Annotated in this window: 17 protein-coding genes and 2 riboswitches; of the genes, 13 read left to right on the plus strand and 4 right to left on the minus strand. The window is 66.5% G+C overall.

The window, feature by feature from the left end; translation table 11 throughout:
- Nucleotides 1-293: 293 nt before the first annotated feature.
- Nucleotides 294-2,360: a methionine--tRNA ligase gene (gene metG, locus HG262_RS12940; RefSeq protein ID WP_169271416.1), complete on the minus strand. Its 2,067-nt coding sequence runs from the start codon at nucleotides 2,358-2,360 to the stop codon at nucleotides 294-296.
- A 257-nt stretch (nucleotides 2,361-2,617) separates the two neighbouring features.
- Nucleotides 2,618-2,893: a hypothetical protein gene (locus HG262_RS12945; protein ID WP_050448114.1), complete on the minus strand. Its 276-nt coding sequence runs from the start codon at nucleotides 2,891-2,893 to the stop codon at nucleotides 2,618-2,620.
- Between the two features lie 101 nt (nucleotides 2,894-2,994).
- Between HG262_RS12945 and apbC the strand changes: the two genes are divergently transcribed.
- From apbC to dcd, 4 genes are all read left to right on the plus strand, one after another.
- Nucleotides 2,995-4,083: an iron-sulfur cluster carrier protein ApbC gene (gene apbC, locus HG262_RS12950; RefSeq protein ID WP_169271417.1), complete on the plus strand. Its 1,089-nt coding sequence runs from the start codon at nucleotides 2,995-2,997 to the stop codon at nucleotides 4,081-4,083.
- 3 nt (nucleotides 4,084-4,086) lie between these two features.
- On the plus strand, nucleotides 4,087-5,985 hold the full coding sequence (locus HG262_RS12955; RefSeq protein ID WP_169271418.1) for a BamA/TamA family outer membrane protein: 1,899 nt from the start codon (nucleotides 4,087-4,089) through the stop codon (nucleotides 5,983-5,985).
- A gap of 56 nt (nucleotides 5,986-6,041) precedes the next feature.
- A complete protein-coding gene (locus HG262_RS12960; protein ID WP_169271451.1) occupies nucleotides 6,042-9,650 on the plus strand; it encodes a translocation/assembly module TamB domain-containing protein in 3,609 nt (1,202 codons plus the stop codon).
- Nucleotides 9,651-9,758: 108 nt separating this feature from the next.
- Nucleotides 9,759-10,322 carry a dCTP deaminase gene (dcd, locus tag HG262_RS12965; RefSeq protein ID WP_006226186.1) on the plus strand — a complete coding sequence of 188 codons (564 nt, stop codon included), beginning with the start codon at nucleotides 9,759-9,761 and terminating at the stop codon, nucleotides 10,320-10,322.
- 4 nt (nucleotides 10,323-10,326) lie between these two features.
- Here the strand turns inward: dcd and HG262_RS12970 are convergent, their stop codons facing one another.
- The gene (locus HG262_RS12970) at nucleotides 10,327-11,178 is read right to left on the minus strand and encodes a GNAT family N-acetyltransferase (protein ID WP_169271419.1); all 852 of its coding nucleotides are present in this window, start codon (nucleotides 11,176-11,178) and stop codon (nucleotides 10,327-10,329) included.
- Nucleotides 11,179-11,351: 173 nt separating this feature from the next.
- On the opposite strand from HG262_RS12970, the gene HG262_RS12975 reads away from it, so the two are divergent.
- The gene (locus tag HG262_RS12975; RefSeq protein ID WP_169271420.1) at nucleotides 11,352-12,590 is read left to right on the plus strand and encodes a GGDEF domain-containing protein; all 1,239 of its coding nucleotides are present in this window, start codon (nucleotides 11,352-11,354) and stop codon (nucleotides 12,588-12,590) included.
- A 7-nt stretch (nucleotides 12,591-12,597) separates the two neighbouring features.
- Here the strand turns inward: HG262_RS12975 and HG262_RS12980 are convergent, their stop codons facing one another.
- Nucleotides 12,598-13,116: a GNAT family N-acetyltransferase gene (locus HG262_RS12980; protein ID WP_169271421.1), complete on the minus strand. Its 519-nt coding sequence runs from the start codon at nucleotides 13,114-13,116 to the stop codon at nucleotides 12,598-12,600.
- 112 nt (nucleotides 13,117-13,228) lie between these two features.
- Between HG262_RS12980 and HG262_RS12985 the strand changes: the two genes are divergently transcribed.
- From HG262_RS12985 to gcvP, 8 genes are all read left to right on the plus strand, one after another.
- Nucleotides 13,229-13,681 (plus strand): hypothetical protein, encoded by a 453-nt coding sequence (locus HG262_RS12985; protein WP_169271422.1) that lies wholly within the window; start codon nucleotides 13,229-13,231, stop codon nucleotides 13,679-13,681.
- Nucleotides 13,682-13,923: 242 nt separating this feature from the next.
- Nucleotides 13,924-16,185 carry an arginine/lysine/ornithine decarboxylase gene (locus tag HG262_RS12990; RefSeq protein WP_105556975.1) on the plus strand — a complete coding sequence of 754 codons (2,262 nt, stop codon included), beginning with the start codon at nucleotides 13,924-13,926 and terminating at the stop codon, nucleotides 16,183-16,185.
- 22 nt (nucleotides 16,186-16,207) lie between these two features.
- The gene (locus tag HG262_RS12995; RefSeq protein WP_169271423.1) at nucleotides 16,208-17,410 is read left to right on the plus strand and encodes an NAD(P)/FAD-dependent oxidoreductase; all 1,203 of its coding nucleotides are present in this window, start codon (nucleotides 16,208-16,210) and stop codon (nucleotides 17,408-17,410) included.
- 142 nt (nucleotides 17,411-17,552) lie between these two features.
- Nucleotides 17,553-18,167, plus strand: coding sequence for a superoxide dismutase (locus HG262_RS13000; RefSeq protein WP_169271424.1), 615 nt, complete (start codon nucleotides 17,553-17,555; stop codon nucleotides 18,165-18,167).
- 31 nt (nucleotides 18,168-18,198) lie between these two features.
- The gene (locus HG262_RS13005) at nucleotides 18,199-19,092 is read left to right on the plus strand and encodes a ZIP family metal transporter (RefSeq protein ID WP_169271425.1); all 894 of its coding nucleotides are present in this window, start codon (nucleotides 18,199-18,201) and stop codon (nucleotides 19,090-19,092) included.
- A gap of 315 nt (nucleotides 19,093-19,407) precedes the next feature.
- A riboswitch (glycine riboswitch) is annotated at nucleotides 19,408-19,504 on the plus strand.
- 35 nt (nucleotides 19,505-19,539) lie between these two features.
- Nucleotides 19,540-19,664: riboswitch (glycine riboswitch) on the plus strand.
- A 91-nt stretch (nucleotides 19,665-19,755) separates the two neighbouring features.
- Nucleotides 19,756-20,856 carry a glycine cleavage system aminomethyltransferase GcvT gene (gene gcvT / locus HG262_RS13010; protein ID WP_169271426.1) on the plus strand — a complete coding sequence of 367 codons (1,101 nt, stop codon included), beginning with the start codon at nucleotides 19,756-19,758 and terminating at the stop codon, nucleotides 20,854-20,856.
- Between the two features lie 99 nt (nucleotides 20,857-20,955).
- Complete coding sequence (gene gcvH / locus HG262_RS13015; RefSeq protein ID WP_169271427.1) at nucleotides 20,956-21,333, plus strand: glycine cleavage system protein GcvH; 378 nt, start codon at nucleotides 20,956-20,958, stop codon at nucleotides 21,331-21,333.
- Nucleotides 21,334-21,401: 68 nt separating this feature from the next.
- Nucleotides 21,402-24,275 carry an aminomethyl-transferring glycine dehydrogenase gene (gene gcvP, locus HG262_RS13020; RefSeq protein ID WP_169271428.1) on the plus strand — a complete coding sequence of 958 codons (2,874 nt, stop codon included), beginning with the start codon at nucleotides 21,402-21,404 and terminating at the stop codon, nucleotides 24,273-24,275.
- Nucleotides 24,276-24,289: the final 14 nt, after the last annotated feature.

Consider the following 24,289-nt stretch of genomic DNA (forward strand, 5'->3'; position numbering starts at 1 on the left):
TGTCACGAGGGACGGCGCCGCGCAGGTGCGAACGTTGGCATACGCGGCGGCGCAACGCTTCGGCATGGGACAACGCCGGAGTATCGTGGACCTGCTTGCGAGGCCAGGCGCTGCCGACATCGAACTCGAACTCCCGGAACGGCGCAGGCGACCCGTCGCAAGGGGCGGTACTTAGGTCGTGGTTGCTAAAACCATGGCAATGCGGCGGTTTCGCTTCCGGTCAGCAGATGAAAAAGCGGCCAACTCGCTGATCTTGCGCGAGTTGGCCGCTTGGCCTGATGGGCGCTGCTCGATCAGCGCACGCGCATGCCAGGCTTGGCGCCGGGGAACGGTTCCAGCACGTAGATGCCGGCGTCCACGGCCTCGTCCGCGTGGCTGGCGGCAAGCACCATGCCTTCGGATACGCCGAACTTCATCTTGCGCGGGGCCAGGTTGGCCACCATGACGGTCAGCTTGCCGATCAGGTCTTCGGGCTTGTAGGCCGACTTGATGCCCGAGAACACGTTGCGGTGGCGGCCTTCGCCCACGTCGAGCGTCAGGCGCAGCAGCTTGGTCGAGCCTTCGACGTGTTCGCAATTGACGATCTGCGCGATGCGCAGGTCGACGCGGGCGAAGTCGTCGATCGAGATCGTCTCAGCCAGCGGCTCGCCGCCAGGCACCACCACCGGGGCGGCGGGCGGCTCGAACAGGTCTTCCAGCATTTGCGGCTCGACGCGCTGCATCAGGTGCTTGAACGGCGCGACGCGCTGCGGCAGCACGGCAGCATCGGCCCAGGTGAACGGCGCCTGGGCGCCGAAGAGTTCCAGCGCCACGCGCTCGGCCAGCGACGGCAGCACGGGGGCCAGCATCACGGACAGGGCCTTGAAGCCTGCCAGCGAACGCGAGCAGATGTCTTGCAGCGCGGCTTTTTGCGCGTCGTCGGCGGTGGCGATGCCCTTGGCCAGCACCCACGGCTGGGCCGTGTCGAACGCCTGGTTGATGCCGTCGGCGTAGGCCATGATTTCGCGGATGGCGCGGTTGTATTCGCGCGCTTCGAACGCGGCGCGGATGGATTCCGCCTGCTGGGCGTATTCCGCGGACAACGCGGCGGTGTCGCCCGAATAGCCCAGCGCGCCGTCAAAGTGCTTGGTGATGAAGCTGGCGGCGCGGCTGGCGATGTTCACGTACTTGCCGACCAGATCGCTGTTGACGCGGGCGATGAAGTCTTCGGGGTTGAAGTCCATGTCTTCGACCCGGGCGTTCAGCTTGGCGGCGATGTAATAGCGCATCCATTCGGCGTTCATGCCGATTTCCAGGTAGCGCAGCGGCGAGATGCCGGTGCCGCGGCTCTTGGACATCTTTTCGCCGCTGACGGTGATGAAGCCGTGCACGTTCACCGCGTCCGGCGTCTTGCGACCGGCGAACTTCAGCATCGCGGGCCAGAACAGCGCGTGGAAGTACACGATGTCCTTGCCGATGAAGTGGACTTGTTCAGTGGTGCCGTTGGGGTCGAGCAGGGCGTCGAAATCCAGGCCCTTGACTTCGCAATACGATTTCAGCGACGCCAGGTAACCCACCGGCGCGTCCAGCCACACGTAGAAGTACTTGCCCGGCGCATCGGGGATTTCGATGCCGAAGTAGGGCGCGTCGCGCGAAATGTCCCAGTCGCCCAGTTTGGCTTCGCCGTCTTCGGCGCCCAGCCATTCGCGGGTCTTGGCCAGCATTTCCGGTTGCAGGTGCTTGCCGCCATTGGCGTTCGAGCCCGTGGTCCACTGCTGCAGGAATTCCACGCAGCGGGGGTCGGACAGCTTGAAGAAGAAGTGGTCCGACGACTTCAGCACGGGCGTGGCACCGGTCAGTGCCGAGTACGGGTTGATCAGTTCGGTGGGGGCGTAGACGGCGCCACAGACCTCGCAGGAATCGCCGTATTGGTCCTTGGCGTGGCACTTGGGGCATTCGCCCTTGATGTAGCGGTCAGCCAGGAACATACCCTTGACCGGATCGTAGAACTGTTCGATCGAGCGCGTTTCAATCAGGCCTTGTGCCTTCAAGGCGCGATAGATGTCATGCGACAGCGCGACGTTCTCGGCGGAGTCCGTGGAATGCCAGTGGTCGAAACGGATGTGGAAGCCGTTCAGGTATTGCGGACGTTCGGCCGCGTAGCGGGCGACCAGCGCCTGCGGCGTGATGCCTTCCTTTTCGGCCTTCAACATGATGGGCGCGCCGTGCGCGTCATCCGCCCCTACGAAATGCACCGTGTGGCCCGCCATTCGCATCGAACGAACCCAGATATCGGCCTGGATGTACTCCATGATGTGGCCGATGTGGAAAGATCCGTTGGCGTAAGGCAGCGCAGTGGTGACAAATAGGGTGCGAGACATGGTTGTCGGTAGAGGTTGAGGGGAAAAGGGGAGTTGGCCGGCCATTTTAGGGCAACGGCGAAGACTTGCCCGGGCGGGGCGCGCCGCAGCCCGAAAACGACGCAACCCGCCTATCGCAACACGGCGAAGGAGGCGGGTTGAAGGAATGCGGCCACAGGCCGGATACCGGCCGTCTGGGCGCTGGCGCCCGGGGGGCTGGCCGCACACTGGCCCGCTTGCACCGCAGGGCGGCGCAAGCGCTTACGAAAAAGCCGCCGTCAGCGGATTTCGCGGGCTTCGACGTCGATCACGTCGCCGCGCGGTTGCGTGGCGAACGGGGCGGTGGCGGACTGGAATGGTCCCGGTCGGGCGCCTTGGCGTTGGCTCCAATAAGCGCGAACGCCGAAAGGTTTGCCGCGCACCTTGGCGACCACGTACAGGATCGCCACGGCAAGCGCCGTGGACAGCATGAAGACCAGCGCCATTGCCATGCCGATCAAGGCCAGGGCGGCGAATAGGACGGCACGGAAGAAGCGGATAAGTGTGTTGGTCATGAAGGTGGGATGCAAAACGCAGCGAAAGGTTCCCGTGTATCCGCTATCCTTTAGGGGATGGCGGCCCGCAGAAGCCGCGCTGCCTACGGAACCATAGTGACATGAGTATAACGATAGAACATATCCGCGCCGCTTTGCGCGCCGCGCACGACCCGAACACCGGATTGGACCTGGGCGTTTCTGTAAAAGATCGTGACATTGAACTAACGGGCGGCCGCGTCGCCCTGACGCTGGAACTCGGCTATCCGGCCGACAGCGTCCGCGATCAGGTCCGCGATATCGCCGTTGCGGCGCTGGCGGCGTCCGGCGCGCCGGACGCCCAGGTCACCGTCACCTGGAAAGTCGCGGCCCATGCCGTGCAGAAGGGCTTGAAGCCCCTGCCGAACGTGCGCAACATTATTGCAGTGGCCTCGGGCAAGGGGGGCGTGGGCAAAAGCACCACCGCCGTGAACCTGGCTCTGGCCCTGTCCGCCGAGGGCGCCAAGGTCGGCCTGCTGGACGCCGACATCTATGGCCCCAGCGTGCCGACGATGCTGGGCATTTCCGGACGTCCCGAAAGCCTGGACAACAAGAGCATGGAGCCGCTGACGGGCCACGGCCTGCAAGCCAACTCCATCGGTTTCCTGATCGACGCCGATTCGCCCGCCATCTGGCGCGGCCCCATGGTCACGCAGGCGCTGGAGCAGTTGCTGCGCCAGACCAATTGGCGCGACCTGGATTACCTGATTGTCGACATGCCGCCGGGCACGGGCGACGTGGCCCTGACTCTGGCGCAGAAGGTGCCCGTGGTGGGCGCCGTCATTGTCACGACGCCGCAGGACGTGGCGCTGCTGGACGCGCGCAAGGGCCTGCGCATGTTCCAGAAGGTCGAAGTGCCGATCCTGGGCGTGGTCGAGAACATGGCCATCCATATCTGCTCGCAATGCGGGCACGCCGAACACATCTTCGGCGAAGGCGGCGGCCAGCGCATGGCAGAGCAATATCAGACGCCTTGGCTGGGCAGCCTGCCGTTGACGCTGGCGATCCGCGAGCAGACGGACGCCGGCACGCCGACCGTGGTGTCGGATGCGGGCAGCGAAGCCGCTTCGCTGTACCGGGGCATTGCACGGAAGCTGGCAGCGGGCGTCGCGGCGCTACCGCGCGACATGGCCGGAAAATTCCCGTCCATCGTCGTGCAGCAGCCGTCCTGACGCATGCGGTGGGCAGCCCGAGCCTTCTTGGCTGGACTTTGCGTGGTATCGGGCGAGGCGCTGGCCAAACGCCCGGAAATCATCGTGGACCCCGGCGGCGTGCCGCCGGCGGCACTGCAAGCGATCACCGAGGCGGTGGACGCCATTGCGCGCCTGGCCGAAGACCAGGACGGCGGTGAAATCAACCGGCTGCGCCGGCGCGCGCGCGACGCGACGCTGGCCGCCTTGGCCACCCAGGGCTACTTTTCGCCCACGGTGACGCTTGAAGCCGGCACCGATATCGGCGGGGAAACCTGGGATATCGGCATCGTGTCGGGCAAGCGCACGACCGTGTCGGAAGTGGACCTGAAATTCACGGGCCGCATCACCCGTCCTGAATTTGCGCAGCGCGTGCAGAAACTGCGCGACGACTGGCAATTGAAGGCGGGGCAGCCGTTCATCAACAGCGACTGGAACCGGGCCAAATCCAGCCTGCTGGACCAAGTCTCCACGCGCGACTTCATGCTGGCGCGCATGACGGCGTCGCAAGCCGATATCCAGGCCGACACGGCGTCGGCCGTGCTGCGCGTGACGATCGACAGCGGGCCGCAGGTCCGCATGGGCGAACTGAACACCGAAGGCCTGAAGCGGGTGCCGGACAAGCTGGTCCAGCGCTACGTGCGCTATTCCGTGGGCTCGGCCTATGACCAGAACCGCCTGGACACCTGGCAGCAGGACCTGCAGTCCACTGCCTTCTTCCGGGGCGCCTTCGTCTCGCTGGAGCAACCGGGGGCCACGCAGCAGCAACAGGCCCAGGAGGCGAAATCGGACCGGGCCCGCGCGCCGGGCTCGACCGATCTGGCCGCGGCCACCCCCGCTGGCGACCCGTCCGTGTCCGGCGCGGTGCCACCGCCGCCCGCTGTCTATGATTCCGATGGCGAAGTGACGCTGCCCGTGCAGGTGCGCGTGGTCGAGGCGCCGCCCAAGCGTTTCACGGCTTCGCTGGGCGTGGACGACGAAGCAGGCGTGCGCGTGGAATCGTTGTACCGGCAGAACGTGGTGTTCGGGCAGCCGGTCACCATGGAAACGGGTTTCAGCGTGGACCGGCTGCGCCAACGCGCCTATGCCGACTTCCTGCTGCCGCCCACCGAGCGCGGCTACAAGGATTCCTTCGGGGTGCTGGCGGACCATTCCGATATCCAGGGGCTGGACGTCACGCGTTACGCGCTGGGCGCGACGCGCCTGCAAGAACGCAAGGGCGCGGGCGACAGCCGGGTGGAATACGAAACCCGCTGGGGCCTGCTGCTGGCGCAGGATCACGTGAAAATCGACGGCGGCGACGAATACACCTTGCCGACGCTGACCGCGACGGCCGAGTGGCTGCGCCGCGATGTGGACAACAAGTACGACCCGCGCGAAGGCCACCTGATCGCGGTGGGCGGCGGGGTGGGCGTGACGCTGGACACCGGCGAACCCTACACGCGCGCCCGGTTGCGGGCCCAGAAATGGTGGCCGATCGGCAAGCTGGACGTGCTGACGGTGCGAGGCGAGGTCGGCCGGGTCTGGTCCAGCAGCAAGGTGCAGGTGCCGGACGATTTCGGCTTCCGCACGGGGGGCGCGCGATCGATCCGGGGCTATAAGTACCAGAGCATCGGCGTGCATCGCGATAACGCCGTCGTGGGTGCGCCCACGCTCGTTGTCGGCAGCGTCGAATACGACCACTATTTCAATGAGCGCTGGGGCATGGGTGTGTTCGTGGACGCCGGCGACGCCGCGGAATCGTTCGGCGACATGTCGATGGCGGTCGGCTATGGCGTGGGCGCCCGGGTGCGCACGCCGGCGGGCCCGTTGTTCCTGGACCTGGCCTACGGCCAGCGTGAACGCGACCTGCGCCTGCACTTTTCGTTGGGGATCGCGTTTTGAAGGTGTTGCGCAAAATCCTGCGCCAGATCCTGGTTTGGTGGTTGCCGGGCCTGGCGATGCTGGCGTTGCTGGCTAGCGGATTCCTGTTCTGGCTGGTGGGTTCGCAGAACGGCACGCGGTTACTGTTGACCACGGCAGCCCAGCAATTGGACGGGCAGGCGCTGGAGGTGAACGGCTCGCTGCTGCGCGGCGTGTCGGTGGGCAAGCTGGACCTGGACGTAGGCGGCACCCGGATCGACATCACCGACCTGCATCTGAACGTGCAGTGGCGTGCGCTGGGTGAGCGCCTGCTGCATGTGCGCGACGTGTCAGCGAGTTCGGTGCGCGTGGCCCTGACCTCGTCGCCCGACGCGGCGCCCGAGGAAGACGACGGCGCCCCGTTCACGCTGCCGTCGCTGCCGGTGGACATCGCCGTGGACCGCGTGGCGCTGGGCGACTTCCAGCTGGATCAGGATGGCCAGCCGTTGCCTGTGACGCTGGGCGATCTGAACGCCACCTTCGCAGCCGGCAAGCAGGGGGCGCAGTTGCGCATCGCCAGCCTGCGGGTGGGCCATGAGGTTGGGCACGCGGACGTGTCGGGCCAAGCCGATCTGCAGGGCATGGCCGACCCGTGGCCGTTCACCGCGCGCTTGGACGTGACTGCGCGGGGTTCGGGCCCCGATTCCCCGTTGTGCCAGGCGGACAAGCTGAGCGGCGTGTACGACGCGCGTCCGGCCAACGCCGACGCCAAGCCCGACCCCAAGGCCAAGCCTGCGCCTAAAGCCGCGGCCGACGCCAAGCCCGCTGAACGGGCCGGCCCGCCGGCGCCCGCCTGCCAGGTGGTGTTGCGCGCGGATGCCGCGGGGTCGATGGATGGCATTCAGGCCAAATTGGACGGCGCGGGTTCCGGGTTGCTGCTGGACGTTGTCGCTGATCTGGCACCGCGCACGGCGCTGGTGCTGCGCAGCGCCCGAGCGAATGCGCAATTGCCCGATAAATCAACGCTTTTTGCGCAATTCGATCTGCAGTCAGACACCGCGCAAGGCGCGGGCCGTGACCGTATCGTGGGCACCGTCAGCGCTCAGCGCCTGGATCTGGCGCCGTGGCTGGGCGAGGCCATTCCGCCTGCCGTGCTGACCGTGCGCGGCGACGTGCAGGCCGATATCGAGAACCTGAGCCAGTTGCGGCATGCCGCGGTCGATCTGCGTTTCGAAGACGGTACGCGCTGGAACAAGCAGCCCCTGACGGGGGCGCTGAAGGCGCAGGTGGACATCGCCGCACCGGACGCCGCGACGCCGGATGCCACGGCAACGTCAGCCGAAGCGGCATTGGACCCGCTGGCGGGGCTGCGTATCCACGGCTTGGACGTGGACCTGAAGCTGGGCCGCAACCGGATTCAGGCCAAGGGCGAGCTGGACGCCCGGGACGGTTCGCTGACGCTTGACGCCCAGGCGCCCCAATTGGACGCATTCTGGCCAGGCATTCCGGGCGGCGCGGACGTCAAGGCCAAGTTCGCGGGCACCATGGCCGCGCATCGTGGCGAGGTGAGGGCCGGCTACACGCCCGCCAAACCGCGCCCTGGCGTGCTGGGGCAGGCCCCGGCCAAGGCCGACATCGTCTTCACCGGTGCCTGGGGCAAGGGCGCAGCCGGCCAGCCCGATGCCGCGCTGACGGGATGGCGGGGCGCGTTTTCCAAGCTGACGGCCGACACCGCCGGTTTTACCGTGACGGCGGACCGGCCGGTGACCTTGGCCTATCTGCCGTCCGCCGTGGCGCCGCAGTGGCAATGGCAGGTCGGACAGACTGCCTTGAGCCTGACGCTGCCCGGCAAAGAACGCGTGACCCTGGCGCATCAGGGTTCGCGCGGCGGCGGCAAGCGCTGGGAAACCGCGGGCCAGGCCGATAACCTGGTCATTACGGCCGCCATGGCCCGCCAGGTGATCGGCGCCGTTGACCCCGACGCGGCTTCCAAACTGGGCAAAGGGCCCAGCCGGGTGAACGCGATGATCCCCGAGGGCCAGCGCCGCATCGCACTGGACTTGCTGTGGGATCTGAAATTCGACGGACGATTGGGCGGCAAGGCCCGCATCGCACGCCGCGATGGCGATCTGCTGATTCCGGGCGATCCGCCCATTCCGCTGGGCGTGAAGGCGCTGGTGCTGGACGTGACCGCCACGCCCACGTCCGCGAACGCCAGCCGGCTGGATGCCAAGATCAACCTCGCGACCGCCAAGATGGGCACGGTCAACGGCACCGGTTCGGCCGTCCTGGTCGTCGACGCCAAGGGCGGCATGGCGCTGGACGAGCGCCAGCCCCTGCGCGCCAAGCTGGACGCCGATATCGCCGATCTTGCCTGGATCGGCCTGTTCGTCGGCGATTCGATGGAAGTCGGCGGTGCGCTCAAGGCCAATCTGGAAGCCCAGGGCACCCTGGCCGGCAAGTGGTCGGCCACGGGCACCATCCGGGGCGACAAGCTGCGCGTGGTGCGCATTGACGACGGCGTGCGTCTGATCGATGGCACCTTGTCGGCGCGCCTGGATGGCGACCGTCTGGTGCTGGACAGCCTGCGGTTCCCGGCCTCGTTGCGGGTGATGCCGGCCGAATGGCGCACCAAGGAATGGATCACGACGAATCCCGAAGCCAAGGGCGGGTACGCCGAGGCCAAGGGGCAGTGGAATTTCATTGACGGCGGCGGCGCCATCAAACTGACCCTGTACCGGTTCCCGGCGTTGCAGCGCTCGGACCGCTATGCCATGGTGTCCGGCGTCATAGACCTGACGGCGGCCATGCCCCGCATCGAGATCGTGGGCGACCTGAAGGCGGACGCTGGCTGGTTCAGCCTGGAGATCCTGCAAGGTGTGCCCTCGCTGGACGACGACGTCAAAGTGGTCCGGGCCGGGCAGGACCCGACGGCGGTGTCGACGCCGCTGCAGACCAGCATGAACCTGAAGTTCGACATGGGGCCGCGCTTCTATATCACCGGGATGGGCCTGGACGCCGGTCTGCTGGGTTCGATCCAGATCCTCCTGAACGATGGCCGCTTGTCCGGCGTAGGCCAGTTGCGCACGCGGGGCGGCGGCATCGAGGCCTACGGCCAGAAGCTGCGGCTGAGCCGGGGCACGCTGACCTTCCAGGGGCGGTTGGACAATCCTCTCCTGGACATCGAGGCCCTGCGTACCGGTGAACAGGTCGAGGCGGGCGTCAAGGTCGTCGGCACGGCGCAACGTCCCCGGATCGACCTGGTTTCCTATCCGGACGTGAGCGACGTGGAAAAGCTCTCCTGGCTGCTGCTGGGCCGGGGGCCGGATGAAAGCGGCAGCGACGCGGCCTTGCTCGTGTCGGTGGGTACGGCGCTGCTGGGGGGCGGGCAGCCGTTCTACAAGCAATTCGGCCTGGACGATGTCAGCGTGCGCACGGGCAACATCGGCAGTTCCGGCAGTATCCTGCCGGACCGCACCGTCGCCGGCGACGTCAACCGGGACAGCGACAGCCAATTGGCGACCCAGTTCCTGGTGGCCAGCAAGTCGTTCGCCAACGGCATCACCCTGAGCGTCGAGCAGGCGCTGGCGGGCAGCGACACGGTCGGCCGGGCCAGCTACCGCCTGGCGCGTGGCCTGTCCGTGGACCTGAAGGGCGGTTCCGTCAACGGCATTGCCCTGGTCTACCGGACCTTCTGGGGCAACTGAACGACGTCGGGCGGGGCGGGATCAAGGCGTCCCGCCCCGCCCGCCGGCAGCGCGCGCGCGCTCGGGATAAAATGAGGCCCATTCCTTCCCCTTAGCACCATTCCCACCATGAGCATCAAAAGCGACCGCTGGATCCGCCGCCAGGCCGAAGCCGGCATGATCGAACCCTTTGAAGCGGGTCAGGTCCGCACGGCCAATGGCGGGCGCATCGTCAGTTACGGCACCAGCAGCTACGGCTACGACGTGCGCTGCGCCGACGAATTCAAGATCTTCACGAACATCAATTCCACCATCGTCGATCCGAAGAATTTCGACGAAGGCTCGTTCGTGGACTTCAAGGGCGATGTCTGCATCATCCCGCCCAACTCGTTCGCCCTGGCCCGCACGGTCGAATACTTCCGCATTCCGCGCAGCGTCCTGACGATCTGCCTGGGCAAGAGTACCTATGCGCGCTGCGGCATCATCGTCAACGTGACCCCGCTGGAACCCGAATGGGAAGGCCACGTCACGCTGGAATTCTCGAACACCACCCCGCTGCCCGCCAAGATCTACGCCGGGGAAGGTTGCGCGCAGATGCTGTTCCTGGAAAGCGACGAGGTCTGCGAGACCTCTTACGCGGACCGCGGCGGCAAGTACCAGGGCCAGCGCGGCGTCACGCTGCCGCGCACCTGATCCGTCAGTCGTCCTGGCCGGGCACGGGGCGCCGGTAGTCGATATCCCATTCGCTTTCCGCGGCCTGGACGAATCCATGCCGGCGATAGAACCGGTTGGAATCGCTGCCGCGCAACGCGCCCACGGCGACCGGCAGCCCGCGGCTGTCGGCTTCCTTCAGGATCCGCCGCATGACCTGGCTGCCCAGGCCCTGTCCCTGCGCGGCGGGCACCACATACAGGTGGTCCAGCCGCAAGCCCGCGCCTTCCGGACGCAGGGCGTAGAACCCCACCCGTTGTCCGTTGTGCTGGATGGCCCACGTGTGTTCCGGCTGGAAGGTGTTGCGCAGCCGCTGGCGCGCCCGTTCCGGGTCGAAGCGGCCCAACTGCTCAAGGCTGTCGCGCATGGCCTCGATCCGCAAGGTCGCCAACGCGTCGAAATCCGCTTCCGACACGGGGCTGTATTGCACGTCCGCACCCGAAAGTTCGTCATAGCCCCGGCCCAGGAACTGCAGGATGCAAATGCCGTGGCCGTAGGGGTCGCTCAGGTGCGCGATGCGGCCCCAGGCGTGCGAGGCGGCCGGATCCTCCAGGCGGGCGCCGGCGGCGACCGCCTGGTCGACGGCGCGATCCACGTCTTCCACCACCACATCCAGATGCACGGGCGTCCAGTGCCGCGCATAGTCCCGCGTCTGGCGCGCCGCGCTGGCTGCCGGCGTGCCGGCGGCCTTCTCCAACAGATAGATGGGCGCATTGGCGCCCAGCATTTCCGCCGCCTTCGGGCCCAATCGTCGATGCAGGGTCAATCCGAAGGCGCGCCGATAGAAGTCGATGGCGTGTTCAAGATCGGGCACATCGATATTGACCAGGATATGCATAGGGCTTTTCCGTTGTAAGGGCCCGGAAACCATATCACGGGTCCGATGCGCCATGCGGCCGGCAGCGTGCGTGCCGCACGCTAAAGAAAACCGCTGGCGTGGCCGTAAAAAGGGTATATGTGTTTGCCGATTTGGCGACGTCATCTCTGCAAGCTGAGCAAGGCCCCGACCCCGTGCGTTACCCCCACATTCCCTGGCTGCCCCTGTTGTTCTATCCCGCGCTGCCAGTGGCAGCCGCGGTCGGTCTGATGCTGTGGCGCGATTGGCCGCCGGCGCTGACGCTGATCGTGCCGTTCGTGCCGTGGGTGATGGCGCTGATCGGCGCGGCGATCTGCCTGATGTACCAGCGCTCGCAAACGATGGCGCTGATGCTGTGCGTGCTGGCCGCCACCGCCGTCTGGCCGACGCTGGCGCGGGAAGCGCCGTGGGCGTTGGGGCCCGTGCTGGCGTGGTGGTCGGTGGCCTATACGATCAACGCGGTATGGTCGGAACGGTTGAGCATGCTGTTGGACATGGCCGCGCGCATCGGGCTGATGGCCGTGGGCGTGGCGGCGATCGTGCTGGCCGGCAAGGACGGCTTGGCCGACGTCTTCGGCACGCTGGCGCTCCAGGGCAAGCTGGCGCGGCTGGGCGTGCCCGTCGAAGCGCTGGTGGGGTTGCTGTTGACCGGCCTGACGCTGACGTTGCTGCTGCTGCGCTACGGGCGGCCGCAGCAGGCCGGCCAATGGCTGGGTTTCGTCTGCATGGCGTGGGCGTTGCCGCGCGGCGCGCACCATCCCATCGAACTGGCCTTGATGTCGGCCGCGGCGCTGACGGCGCTGTGCATTTCGCTGGCGCATGAAGGCTTCCACATGGCGTTCCGGGACGAGTTGACGGGCCTGCCGGGCCGGCGTGCGCTGAACGAACGCCTGCAGCGCATGGGCCGCGTCTACACGCTGGCGATGGCCGACGTGGACCACTTCAAGATATTCAACGATACGCACGGGCACGACGTCGGCGACCAGGTGCTGCGCATGGTGGCGTCGCAATTGCGGCGGGTGCCCGGCGGCGGCCAGGCGTACCGGTACGGCGGCGAAGAGTTCACGCTGGTGTTCCCCGGCAAGACCGCGGCGGAAAGCATGCCGCACCTGGAAACGGTCAGGCGGGCGATCGAGGCCTATCAGATGCGCCTGCGCGACAGGCCGGCCCGTCCCAAGGCGGACCAGGTCGGCCTGCGCCGGCGTGGAACGCGGGGCGGGCGCGGGGCGCGTCCGTTGCGGGTGACGGTCAGTATCGGCGTGGCCGAGCGCGGCGACGCCTTGCGGGCGCCGGACGCGGTGATCAAGGCCGCGGACCAGGCGCTGTACAAGGCCAAGGACGGCGGACGCAACCAGGTATGCGCGTACGGCGTCCGGCGCAAGGCCACTGCCTGAGTCCGGCCTACTTGCCGGTCAGCGCCAGCGCCATCAGGGTTTCGTCATAGAGCAGCCCGTTCACGCACAGCGCTTCGCGCTCCGTGCCGTATTCCACAAAGCCCAGGCTGGCGTACAGCGCGGCCGCGGCGCTGTTGTTGGCGGTCACGCTCAATTGCACCTGCCGAATACCGCGCATGGTCTGCGCATGCGCGATCGCCGCATGCATCAGCAGCCGGCCCAGGCCTTGCCCGCGCTGCGCAGGGGTGACGTACATGCTCCAGATGTGCGCCTTGTGGCGCATCTTCAATTTGCGCTGACGGCCCACGCCCACCATGCCGGCGAGCGCGTCGTCCGTGAACACGCCGAACATCGCGCCATCATCCAGCGGCGTGATCCACGCCCGGATATCTTCCAGTGTCAGCGTGTGTTCCTCTTCGTAACTTGATCCGAACGATTCCGGCGTTTCCACCAGGGCGTCCAGGCGCAATCGACGCAGGGACGGGGCATCCGGGGCGGTCAGACGTCTGACAAGCAGAGAGGGCATGGGCGCAAGTGTTGGGAATACGGAACGGTCGGGCGGCGTTTGGACAGTATAGGCGGGCGGTTTGCCTATAATGGGTTCATTGCCGCTTGCGGTTTTCAACAAGGAGCCAACGATGTTCGGTTTCCTCAAGATAAACCAGGACGCCAAGCGCGACGAAGTGCAGGAAGAATTCGTCGCCCGCGTGGCGGATGCTGCGCAAGACTTTGTACAAGCCGCCCGTTCCACGGGCGCGGTGTTGGACTATTCCCCGTCCAGCGTCCATGCGCTGGATGACGCGCTCGAGGCCGCCCATGTCGGGACTTTGCCTCTTACCCCCATGCAGACCGTCGGCGCCGCCGCCTACCTCTACGAGATCGGGCGCCGGGCCCATGGCGGCCTCTATGAGGTCTGCGACGACGAAGACCCGGTCGTGCTGGTCTGCGGCGACCCCGGTTCCGAAGTCTGTTTTGGCGCGATTGCCAAGGTCGAACGGCGCATCCGCTACGGCGCCGCCGAGGCGATCCCCGCCTACTTCGAACTGTTCACGGCCGCCTTGCAGACGGGCGAAGCCCACACGATCCGCTAGGTTTGCTCCCCGCCGCCGCCGTTGTCCCTGTGCTGAAAACGCCCGCTTTTGGCGCGATGACAACGGCCGTTCAGGCCTTCTGGGGATTTCCCTTAGGACTGTAAGAAAAACAGCCCTACAATTCCGCCATTCCCGCCTCCCCGGCGGGGGGTCGCGCCGTCTGTCATCAGGCGGATTTTTACTAGAAGTACACTCGCGCCGCGATAAGCGTCCGATCCCGCCTTGCCCCCAGGAGCGCCTGCATGAAATTCCGCTTCCCCATCTTCATCATCGACGAGGACTACCGTTCCGAGAACGCGTCCGGTTTGGGTATCCGTGCCTTATCTGAAGCGATCGAGGCCGAGGGCGTCGAGGTGATCGGGGTGACCAGTTATGGCGACCTGAGTTCGTTCGCGCAGCAGCAAAGCCGCGCCAGCGCCTTCATCCTGTCGATCGACGATGAAGAGTTCGACGTGGATTCCCCCGAGGACGTGGCCAGCGCGATCAAGAACCTGCGCATGTTCATCGGCGAACTGCGCTTCCGCAACGCCGACATCCCCATCTACCTGTATGGCGAGACGCGTACGTCGGAACACATCCCGAACGACATCCTGCGCGAACTGCACGGCTTCATCCACATGTTCGAGGACACCCCCGAATTCGTGGCGCGCCACATCATCCGCGAAGCGCGCAGCTATGTGGATTCGCTGCCGCCGCCGTTCTTCCGCGAATTGGTCAAGTACGCGCAGGACGGTTCGTATTCCTGGCACTGTCCCGGCCACTCCGGCGGCGTGGCGTTCCTGAAGAGCCCCGTGGGACGCATGTTCCACCAGTTCTTCGGCGAGAACATGCTGCGCGCCGACGTCTGCAACGCCGTGGACGAACTGGGCCAGCTGCTGGACCACACCGGCCCCATCGCCGAATCCGAACTGAATGCCGCGCGCATCTTCCATGCGGACCATTGCTTCTTCGTCACCAACGGCACGTCGACCTCGAACAAGGTCGTCTGGCACGCCAACGTCGCCGCGGGCGACGTGGTGGTGGTGGACCGCAACTGCCACAAGTCGATCCTGCACGCCATCACCATGACGGGCGCGATCCCGGTGTTCCTGCGCCCCACGCGCAACCACCTGGGCATCATCGGCCCGATCCCGCTGGAAGAATTCCACCCGGACAACATCCGCAAAAAGATCGAAGCCAACCCCTTCGCGCGCGAAGCGGTGAACAAGAATCCGCGCATCCTGACCTTGACGCAAAGCACGTACGACGGCGTTATCTACAACGTGGAAATGATCAAGGAGCAGCTGGGCAGCTATGTCGACACGCTGCACTTCGATGAAGCCTGGCTGCCGCACGCCTCGTTCCACGAGTTCTACCAGGACATGCACGCCATCGGCCAGGACCGCCCGCGCAGCCACGACGCGATGGTCTTCGCCACGCACTCCACGCACAAGCTGCTGGCCGGCATTTCGCAGGCCTCGCAGATCATCGTGCAGGAGTCCGAGACCCGCAAGCTGGACCGCAACGTCTTCAACGAGGCGTACCTGATGCACACGTCGACCTCGCCGCAGTACGCGATCATCGCGTCGTGCGACGTGGCCGCCGCCATGATGGAGCCGCCGGGAGGCACCGCGCTGGTCGAGGAGAGCATCCGCGAAGCGCTGGACTTCCGCCGCGCCATGCGCAAGGTGGAATCCGAGTTCGGCAAGAACGACTGGTGGTTCAAGGTCTGGGGCCCGAACCGCCTGGTGTCCGAAGGCATCGGCAACCGCGACGAATGGATTCTGGAAGCCAACGACCACTGGCACGGCTTCGGTGAAATGGCCGAAGGCTTCAACATGCTGGACCCGATCAAGGCCACGGTCATCACCCCGGGGCTGGACATGTCGGGCAGCTTCGGCGAAACGGGCATCCCCGCCGCGCTGGTGTCGAAGTACCTGACCGAACACGGCGTGGTGGTCGAGAAGACGGGCCTGTACTCGTTCTTCATCCTGTTCACCATCGGCATCACCAAGGGCCGCTGGAATACGTTGTTGACCGCCTTGCAGCAGTTCAAGGACGACTACGACCGCAACCAGCCGCTGTGGCGCATCCTGCCGGACTTCTGCAAGGTCCATCGCCGCTACGAGCGCATGGGCCTGCGCGATCTCTGCCAAGAGATCCACGAAGCCTACCGCGCGCGCGACGTCGCCCGCCTGACCACCGAGATGTACCTGAGCGACATGGTGCCGGCGCTCAAGCCTTCGGACGCCTTTGCCCGCATGGCGCACCGCGAGGTCGAACGCGTCGACATCGACAAGCTGGAAGGCCGGGTGACCGGCGTGCTGCTGACGCCGTATCCGCCGGGCATCCCGCTGCTGATCCCGGGCGAGCGCTTCAACCGCACGATCGTGCAGTACCTGCAATTCGCGCGCGAGTTCAATGAGCGCTTCCCCGGCTTCGAAACCTACATCCACGGCCTGGCCGACGAAGTGGGTCCGAATGGTGAAAAGCGCTACTACGTCGATTGCCTGATCGAAGAGTAAGACCCGCGGGTCTGGAGTCCTGATGTTTGATGTAGCCGTACTCGGCGCCGGCGCCGCTGGCATGATGTGTGCAGCGGTGGCCGGCCAGCGCGGCTTGCGCGTGGTGCTGGTCGACCATGCCGACCGCCTGGCGGAGAAGATCCGCATTTCGGGCGGCGGCCGCTGCAATTTCACGAACATCGGCGCCGGACCCGCCAATTTCCTGTCCGACAACCCGCATTTCTGCCGCTCGGCGCTGTCGGCCTATACCCCGCAGGATTTCCTGGCGCTGATGAAGCGCCACCATATCGCCTGGCACGAGAAGCACCGCGGCCAGTTGTTCTGCAACGATTCCAGTGAATCCATCATCGACATGCTGCGCGCCGAGTGCGACGCGGGCAATGTGCAATGGCGGATGGGCTGCCCGGTGTCCGAGATCGGCCACGGCGACGCGGGCTTCGAGCTGCGCACCGGCCAGGGCATGATCCGTGCGGCCAAGCTGGTGGTCGCGACCGGCGGCATGGCGATCCCGCAGCTGGGTGCCACCGACTTCGGCTTGAAGATCGCGCGGCAGTTCGGCCTGAAAGTGGTCGAGCCCCGGCCCGCGCTGGTGCCGCTGACCTTTGATCCCGCGCAATGGCAGGCGCTGTCCGAGCTGTCGGGCGTGGCGCTGGAAGTCGGCCTGCACACGGGGCAGGGCAAGGCGCGAGGCGAATTCCTGGAAGACCTGCTGTTCACCCACCGGGGCCTGTCGGGGCCGGCGATCCTGCAGATCTCCAGCTATTGGAAACCCGGCGAACCCATCGTGATCGACCTGGCGCCAGGCCGCGACCTGGCCGAAGAACTGCTGGCGTCCAAGTCCGGCAACCGGCAGCAGATGCATACGGTGCTGGCGGGGCTTTGGCCCAAGCGGCTGGCCGATCGCTGGCTGCATCTGGCGGAGCAGGGCGGCAAGCCCGGCCTGGCCGCCCTGCGCCTGGCCGACGCGCCGGACAAGACTCTGCGCGCGTTGGCGCAGGACATCCATCAATGGTCGCTGGTGCCCAGTGGCACTGCCGGCTACAAGAAGGCCGAAGTGATGCGCGGCGGCGTGGATACGCGCGGGCTGGACCAGAAGTCCATGCAGGCGAAAACCACCCCGGGGCTGTATTTCATCGGAGAGGCGGTGGACGTCACCGGCTGGCTGGGCGGCTACAACTTCCAATGGGCCTGGGCATCGGGCGTGGCCTGCGGCAAGGCGCTGTAGGCCCGGCGCCTGGCGCATCGCCGGGCGCTATGGCACCCATTGCAACAATACCATTGTGATATTAAATAAAAATACATATCATTTATGTTTTCGATATTGACTTGCGCCTTCCCCCAGGAAGGCGGGTCCACCGGAGACATGCATGGCCTACACCCTTCCGACCCTGCCGTACGCCTATGACGCCCTGGAGCCTCACATCGACGCGATGACGATGGAGATCCACTACAGCAAGCACCATCAAACCTATGTCACGAGCCTGAATGCGGCGCTGGATGGGGCCGGGATCAGCACCGACGAACCCGTCGACGCCTTGGTGGCCCGCCTTGACCAATTGCCCGAAGCCATCCGCGGCGCGGTCCGCAACCACGGCGGCGGCCACGCCAACCACAGCCTGTTCTGGTCGGTGATGTCGCCCGAGGGCGGCGGCGAACCCGGCGGCGCGCTGGCGGCCGCCATCGAATCCGAACTGGGCGGCCTGGCCGCCTTCCGCGAGGCCTTCACCAAGGCGGCGCTGACCCGTTTCGGCAGCGGTTGGGCCTGGCTGTCGGTGACGCCGGCCGGCAAGCTCGTGGTTGAAAGCAGCGCCAACCAGGACAGCCCGCTGATGCAGGGCAATACGCCGATCCTGGGTCTGGATGTCTGGGAACACGCCTACTATCTGAAGTATCAGAACCGCCGTCCCGAATATATCGGCGCCTTCTACAATGTCGTGAACTGGCCCGAAGTGGCTCGCCGCTATGCGGCCGCCAAGGGCTGAGGCCATCTCTCTCAAGGAGGGTAGCGGCCCTATGAACACCTTCAGCCGTCATCGCGTGCGGCCCGCGGCCACCAGTATCAGCGTGTGGACGCTTGCCGTCATGGTGTCCTGCCTGGCGCTGCATCAGCTCTGGGCGTACCTGGACGTGCGGGCGCCGCACGTGGCTGACGCGCTGCTGGGCGGCTTGGTTGCCGCCGCCGCTACCGCGCTGGGCACCTTGCCCATCCTGTTCGCGCGCACCATTCCTCAAAAGGTGCAGGACAGCATGTTCGGCTTCGGCGCCGGGGTGATGCTGGCCGCCAGCGCGTTTTCGCTGGTGGCGCCGGGCATCCAGGCGGCCGAGTCCCAGGGCATGGGGCCGTGGGGAGCCGGCCTGACGGTGGGCGCCGCCATCCTGCTGGGCGCGGCGGTCCTGCTGGTGATGGATCGCACCTTGCCACACGAGCACTTCATCAAGGGACGCGAGGGCATCGAGGCCCACCGCCTGCGCCGTACCTGGCTGTTCGTGTTCGCCATCACCCTGCACAACCTGCCCGAAGGCCTGGCTATCGGCGTGGGCTACGCGGGCAGCGACCCGGTGCGCGGGACGGCGCTGGCTACCGGCATCGCCATCCAGGACATCCCGGAAGGGCTGGTCGTGGCCGTCGCGCTGCTGGCCGCCGGCTACAAGCGCGCCTTTGCCGTGGCGCTGGGCATGCTGTCCGGGCTGGTCGAACCGCTGGGCGCCGTGATCGGCGCGGCTATCGTCGGATTCTCGGCGCCGATGCTGCCGTGGGGCCTGGGCTTTGCCGCCGGCGCCATGCTGTTTGTTATCAGCCACGAAATCATCCCCGAATCGCACCGCAAGGGGCACGAGGTCTACGCCACCTGCGGGCTGATGATCGGGTTCGTGCTGATGATGCTGCTGGACACCGCGTTAGGCTGACCCAACGGGGCGCCAGAAGGAGCGGTTTTCCCCGCCGGGCCGCCCCAAGGGGAAAAAGCCCCCTCGGGGGGGCAGCAAGCATGCGCAGCGTGCGCGGCGTGGGGGTAGTGTCTCCCGCCGGGCCGCCCCAAGGGGAAAAAGCCCCCTCGGGGGGCAGCAAGCATGCGCAGCGTGCGCGGCGGGGGGGTAGCGTCTCCCGCCGGGCCGCCCCAAGGGGAAAAAGCCCCCTCGGGGGGCAGCAAGCATGCGCAGCGTGCGCGGCGTGGGGGCCTTTCCGGAGGACTTCTTTTCGTTGTATGCTTGGCGCCGCTGTCACGCATGTTTGCGGGAGAGAGCGGCCTATCAACACGGGCCGCCGCCGAAGGCGCAATTCGCCCAGAATCGCTCAGGTAACCGATATCGCACATGCTTGCCCTGTCCCGGTTTTCTTACCGTGCGGACGCGGCAAAACAGTACTCTGGAGAGACCTGGCGCCGCCCCTGAATAAGGGACATAGCGCGTAGCCCAGGCGCCGAAGGTGCAAACCCGCCACGCGCGGGGCAACTCTCAGGCAAAAGGACAGAGGGGCGGAAGATTCAGCCGTAGCCGCGCGGGCGTCATCCGCCTGTTGCGACCGGCATTCCGTAACCCTGGCAAATCACTGCCGTCCCGGAGTTTCCGCGCATGTCCGCAACCCTTAAACGCACCCCGCTGGCCGAAGAACATATCGCCTCCGGCGCCCGAATGGTCGATTTCGGCGGATGGGACATGCCCTTGGCCTACGGCTCGCAGCTGGAAGAACACCACGCGGTGCGCCAGGACGCCGGCATGTTCGACGTGTCGCACATGCTGAACGCCGACGTCGTCGGCCCGGACGCCTTCGCCTTCCTGCAGCGCCTGGTCGCCAATGACGTGGCCAAGCTGACGGTGCCGGGCAAGGCGCTGTACACCTGCATGCTGAACCCGCAAGGCGGCGTCATCGACGATCTGATCGTCTACTTCTTCGCGGCCGACGAATGGCGCGTGGTGGTCAACGCCGGCACGGCCGACAAAGACATGGCCTGGATGCAGCGCGTGAAGCAGGCCGGCAATTTCGACGTCGCCATCACCCCCCGCCGCGATCTGGCCATGGTGGCCGTGCAGGGCCCGAACGCCCGCGCCAAGGTCTGGGCCGCCCGCCCGGCATGGCAGGCCGCGACTGAACCGCTGACGCCCTTCGTCGCCGCTGTCGTGGCCGACGATACGCTTGTCGCCCGTACCGGCTACACCGGTGAAGACGGCTTTGAAATCGTCCTGCCCGCTGCCGACGTCGTGCAACTGTGGCGCGACCTGGCCGCCCAGGGCGTGCGTCCGGCGGGCCTGGGCGCGCGCGACACGTTGCGCCTGGAAGCCGGCATGAACCTGTACGGCCAGGACATGGACGAGCTGACCCACCCGGATCAGGCCGGCCTGACCTGGACCGTTTCCCTGAAAGACGCCGAGCGCCGTTTCATCGGCCGCGACGCACTGGAGCAGTTCGCCACCCCCGCCACCTTCATCGGCCTGAAGCTGCAAGAGCGCGGCGTGATGCGCGCCCACATGGCCGTGCGTACGCCGGCCGGCACGGGTGAACTCACCAGCGGCACCATGTCGCCCACGCTGGGCGTGTCCATCGGCTTTGCCCGCCTGCCGCAAGGCGTGCGTCCGGGCGACACGGTCGAGGTCGACATCCGCGGTAAATGGGTGCCCGCCCTGGTCTGCAAACTGCCGTTTGTCCGTAACGGCAAAGCCGTCGAACACTCGTAAACTCGAAGCTTCGCGCGAGCGGCGGCCCGGCCAGGGCAAGCGTTGCCCGCGCGAGGCGCGCAACACCATTCATCTACCCGCATTCCCTCAGGAGTTCCCATGAGTCTGCCCACCGATCGCAAGTACACCCAGTCCCACGAATGGGTCAAAGCTGAAGGCGACGTGTTCGTCGTCGGCATTACCGACACCGCCCAGGATCAATTGGGCGATCTGGTTTTCGTTGGCGACGTGAAGGTCGGCGCCAAGCTGAACGCGGGCGAAACCGCCGGCGTGGTCGAATCGGTCAAGGCCGCGTCCGACATCTACGCGCCCGTGGCCGGCGAAATCGTCGCCTTCAACGAAGAGCTGGAAAACAACCCCAACCTGATCAACGAATCGGCCTTCACCGCCTGGATCTTCAAGATCAAGCCGGTCAACGCCGCTGATGCCGACAAGCTGCTGGACGCTGCCGGCTACGAAGCTGTCGCCAACGGCTAAAGCTGGCCCGAGGCGGGCACGGCCCCTTGCCGCGCCCGCCCTGACGCACCACCACCCCGAGATCCTCCATGTCGCGCGCCCTAGACACCCATACCGACTTCATTCCCCGCCACATCGGCCCCTCCGATGCCGACCAGGCCACCATGCTGAGCGTGATTGGCAGCCCCAGCCTGGACGCCTTGATCGAAGAAGTCGTGCCCGCCAAGATCCGCAGCCAGGCCCCGCTGGCGCTGCCGCCCTCGCGCAGCGAAACCGACGTGCTGGCCGAACTGAAGCAGATCGCGGGCCGCAACAAGGTCTACCGCAACTACATCGGCCAGGGTTACTACGGCACGCAGACGCCTAACGTCGTGCTGCGCAATATTCTTGAGAACCCCGCCTGGTACACGGCCTACACGCCCTACCAGCCGGAGATCTCGCAGGGCCGTCTTGAAGCCCTGCTGAACTACCAGACCATGGTCGCCGACCTGACCGGGCTGGATATCTCCAATGCCTCGCTGCTGGATGAAAGCACCGCTGCCGCTGAAGCGATGACGCTGGCCCGCCGCGGCGCCAAGTCGCAGAGCCCGGTGTTCTTCATTTCGCGCCATGTGCACCCCCAGACCATCGAAGTCGTGCGCACGCGCGCCGAAGGCTTGGGACTTGAAATCTCGGTGGGCGACGAGGCCGAAGGCCTGCCCGAATGCTTCGGCGTGCTGCTGCAATACCCGCACAGCACGGGTTCCGTCGCCGACTACCGCAAACTGACCGAAACCGCCCACGCGCAAGGCGCCGTGGTGGCGTGCGCGACCGACCTGCTGGCGCTGGCCGTGCTGGCTGCGCCGGGCGAGTGGGGCGCGGACATCGCCATCGGTTCGGCGCAGCGTTTCGGCGTGCCGTTCGGCTTCGGCGGCCCGCACGCCGGCTTCATGGCCTGCAAGGATTCGTTCAAGCGCAACATGGCCGGCCGTCTGGTCGGCGTGTCCAAGGACTCGCAAGGCAATCCGGCGATGCGCCTGGCGCTGCAAACGCGCGAACAGCACATCCGCCGCGAAAAGGCCACGTCCAACATCTGCACCGCGCAGGTGCTGCTGGCCGTGATGGCCGGCATGTACGCCGTCTGGCATGGCCCGGCCGGCATCCGCCGCATCGCCGAACGCGTGCAGCGCAGCACCGCCATCCTGCGCGGCGAACTCGTGAAGCTGGGCGTGAAGGTCGTCAACGACACGTTCTTCGACACGCTGCTGCTGGAAACCGGCCCCGCGACGCCGGCCATCCTGACAGCCGCCGAGTGCGAGCACATCAATCTGCGCCGCGTCGACGGCGCCCGCCTGGCCGTGTCGCTGGACGAGACTGTCACTACCGACGACCTGCAAGCGCTGGTTAACGTGTTCGCCGCCGGTCTGGAGCACGATGATGTCGAACTGGACATCGACGCCCTGGACGCCGCCGCCGCTGGCGGCATCCCCGCTTCGGTCGCCCGCGAAAGCGCCATCCTGACGCATCCGGTCTTCTCCAGCGTGCAGTCCGAAACCGACATGCTGCGCTACCTGCGCCGCCTGGCCGACAAGGACCTGGCCCTGGACCGCACGATGATCCCGCTGGGTTCGTGCACCATGAAGCTGAACGCCACCGCCGAGATGATCCCGATCACCTGGCCCGAGTTCGCGTTGATCCACCCGTTCGCGCCCGCGTCGCAAAGCCAGGGCTACAACGAGTTGATCGACCGCCTGTCGGCCGCGCTGTGCGAAATCACCGGCTATGACAACATCAGCCTGCAGCCCAACTCGGGCGCGCAGGGCGAATACGCCGGCTTGCTGGCGATCCGCGGCTATCACCAGGCCAACGGCCAGCACCAGCGCAACGTCTGCCTGATCCCGTCGTCCGCGCACGGCACCAACCCCGCTTCGGCGCAGTTGGCCGGCATGGACGTGGTGGTGGTGGCGTCCGATTCCAACGGCAACGTCGACTTGACCGACCTGCGCGCCAAGATCGAACAGGTCGGCGACAAGCTGGCCGCGCTGATGATCACGTACCCGTCCACGCACGGGGTGTTCGAAGAAGCCGTGACCGAAATCTGCGACCTGGTCCACCAGGCCGGCGGCCAGGTCTACCTGGACGGCGCCAACATGAACGCGATGGTCGGCGTGGCCCAGCCGGGCAAGTTCGGTTCGGACGTGTCCCACCTGAACCTGCACAAGACATTCTGCATCCCGCACGGCGGCGGCGGCCCCGGCGTGGGCCCCGTGGCGGTGCGCGCCCACCTGGCGCCGTACCTGCCGGGCGTGGTGAACGAGCAGGGCAAGCTGCCTGGCGACGCGAAGGTCGGCCCGGTTTCGGCCGCGCCGTTCGGCTCTGCCGGCATCCTGCCGATCCCGTTCGTGTATATCTCGCTGATGGGGGCCGATGGCCTGCGCCGCGCGACCGAAGTCGCCATCCTGAACGCCAACTACATTGCCACCCGCTTGCGCGGCCACTACCCGGTCCTGTACGCGGGCCGCAACGGCCGCGTGGCGCACGAGTGCATCCTGGACGTGCGTCCGCTGAAGGAAGTCAGCGGCATCAGCGCCGAAGACATCGCCAAGCGCCTGATGGACTACGGTTTCCATGCGCCGACCATGAGCTTCCCGGTGGCGGGCACGCTGATGGTCGAGCCGACGGAATCCGAAGGCGTGGCCGAGCTGGACCGCTTCATCGAAGCGATGATCTCGATCCGCGAGGAAATCGCCCAGGTCGAGCGCGGCGAACGCGACCGCGAAGACAACGTCCTGAAGAATGCGCCGCACACCGCGCAGATGCTGTTGGCCGAAGAATGGCTGCACGACTACCCGCGCCAGCAGGCCGCCTATCCGGTGGCGTCGCTGCGCGAGGCCAAGTACTGGCCGCCAGTGGGTCGGGTGGACAACGCCTACGGCGACCGCAACCTGGTGTGCGCGTGCCTGCCGATCGAAGCCTACGCATGATGTGACGGGACGGG

It is taken from the genome of Achromobacter sp. Bel (genome assembly GCF_012928505.1).
Taxonomy (GTDB): domain Bacteria; phylum Pseudomonadota; class Gammaproteobacteria; order Burkholderiales; family Burkholderiaceae_B; genus Achromobacter.

Bases quoted from the DNA above. Each gene is read 5' to 3' on its own strand.
- gcvT (WP_169271426.1), top strand. From the start codon at position 19,756: ATGTCCGCAACCCTTAAACGCACCCCGCTGGCCGAAGAACATATCGCC.
- HG262_RS12960 (WP_169271451.1), top strand. From the start codon at position 6,042: ATGCTGGCGTTGCTGGCTAGCGGATTCCTGTTCTGGCTGGTGGGTTCG.
- HG262_RS12970 (WP_169271419.1), bottom strand. From the start codon at position 11,178: ATGCATATCCTGGTCAATATCGATGTGCCCGATCTTGAACACGCCATC.
- HG262_RS12995 (WP_169271423.1), top strand. From the start codon at position 16,208: ATGTTTGATGTAGCCGTACTCGGCGCCGGCGCCGCTGGCATGATGTGT.
- HG262_RS13005 (WP_169271425.1), top strand. From the start codon at position 18,199: ATGAACACCTTCAGCCGTCATCGCGTGCGGCCCGCGGCCACCAGTATC.
- HG262_RS13000 (WP_169271424.1), top strand. From the start codon at position 17,553: ATGGCCTACACCCTTCCGACCCTGCCGTACGCCTATGACGCCCTGGAG.
- HG262_RS12990 (WP_105556975.1), top strand. From the start codon at position 13,924: ATGAAATTCCGCTTCCCCATCTTCATCATCGACGAGGACTACCGTTCC.
- metG (WP_169271416.1), bottom strand. From the start codon at position 2,360: ATGTCTCGCACCCTATTTGTCACCACTGCGCTGCCTTACGCCAACGGA.
- HG262_RS12980 (WP_169271421.1), bottom strand. From the start codon at position 13,116: ATGCCCTCTCTGCTTGTCAGACGTCTGACCGCCCCGGATGCCCCGTCC.
- gcvH (WP_169271427.1), top strand. From the start codon at position 20,956: ATGAGTCTGCCCACCGATCGCAAGTACACCCAGTCCCACGAATGGGTC.
- HG262_RS12955 (WP_169271418.1), top strand. From the start codon at position 4,087: ATGCGGTGGGCAGCCCGAGCCTTCTTGGCTGGACTTTGCGTGGTATCG.
- dcd (WP_006226186.1), top strand. From the start codon at position 9,759: ATGAGCATCAAAAGCGACCGCTGGATCCGCCGCCAGGCCGAAGCCGGC.
- HG262_RS12945 (WP_050448114.1), bottom strand. From the start codon at position 2,893: ATGACCAACACACTTATCCGCTTCTTCCGTGCCGTCCTATTCGCCGCC.
- apbC (WP_169271417.1), top strand. From the start codon at position 2,995: ATGAGTATAACGATAGAACATATCCGCGCCGCTTTGCGCGCCGCGCAC.
- gcvP (WP_169271428.1), top strand. From the start codon at position 21,402: ATGTCGCGCGCCCTAGACACCCATACCGACTTCATTCCCCGCCACATC.
- HG262_RS12985 (WP_169271422.1), top strand. From the start codon at position 13,229: ATGTTCGGTTTCCTCAAGATAAACCAGGACGCCAAGCGCGACGAAGTG.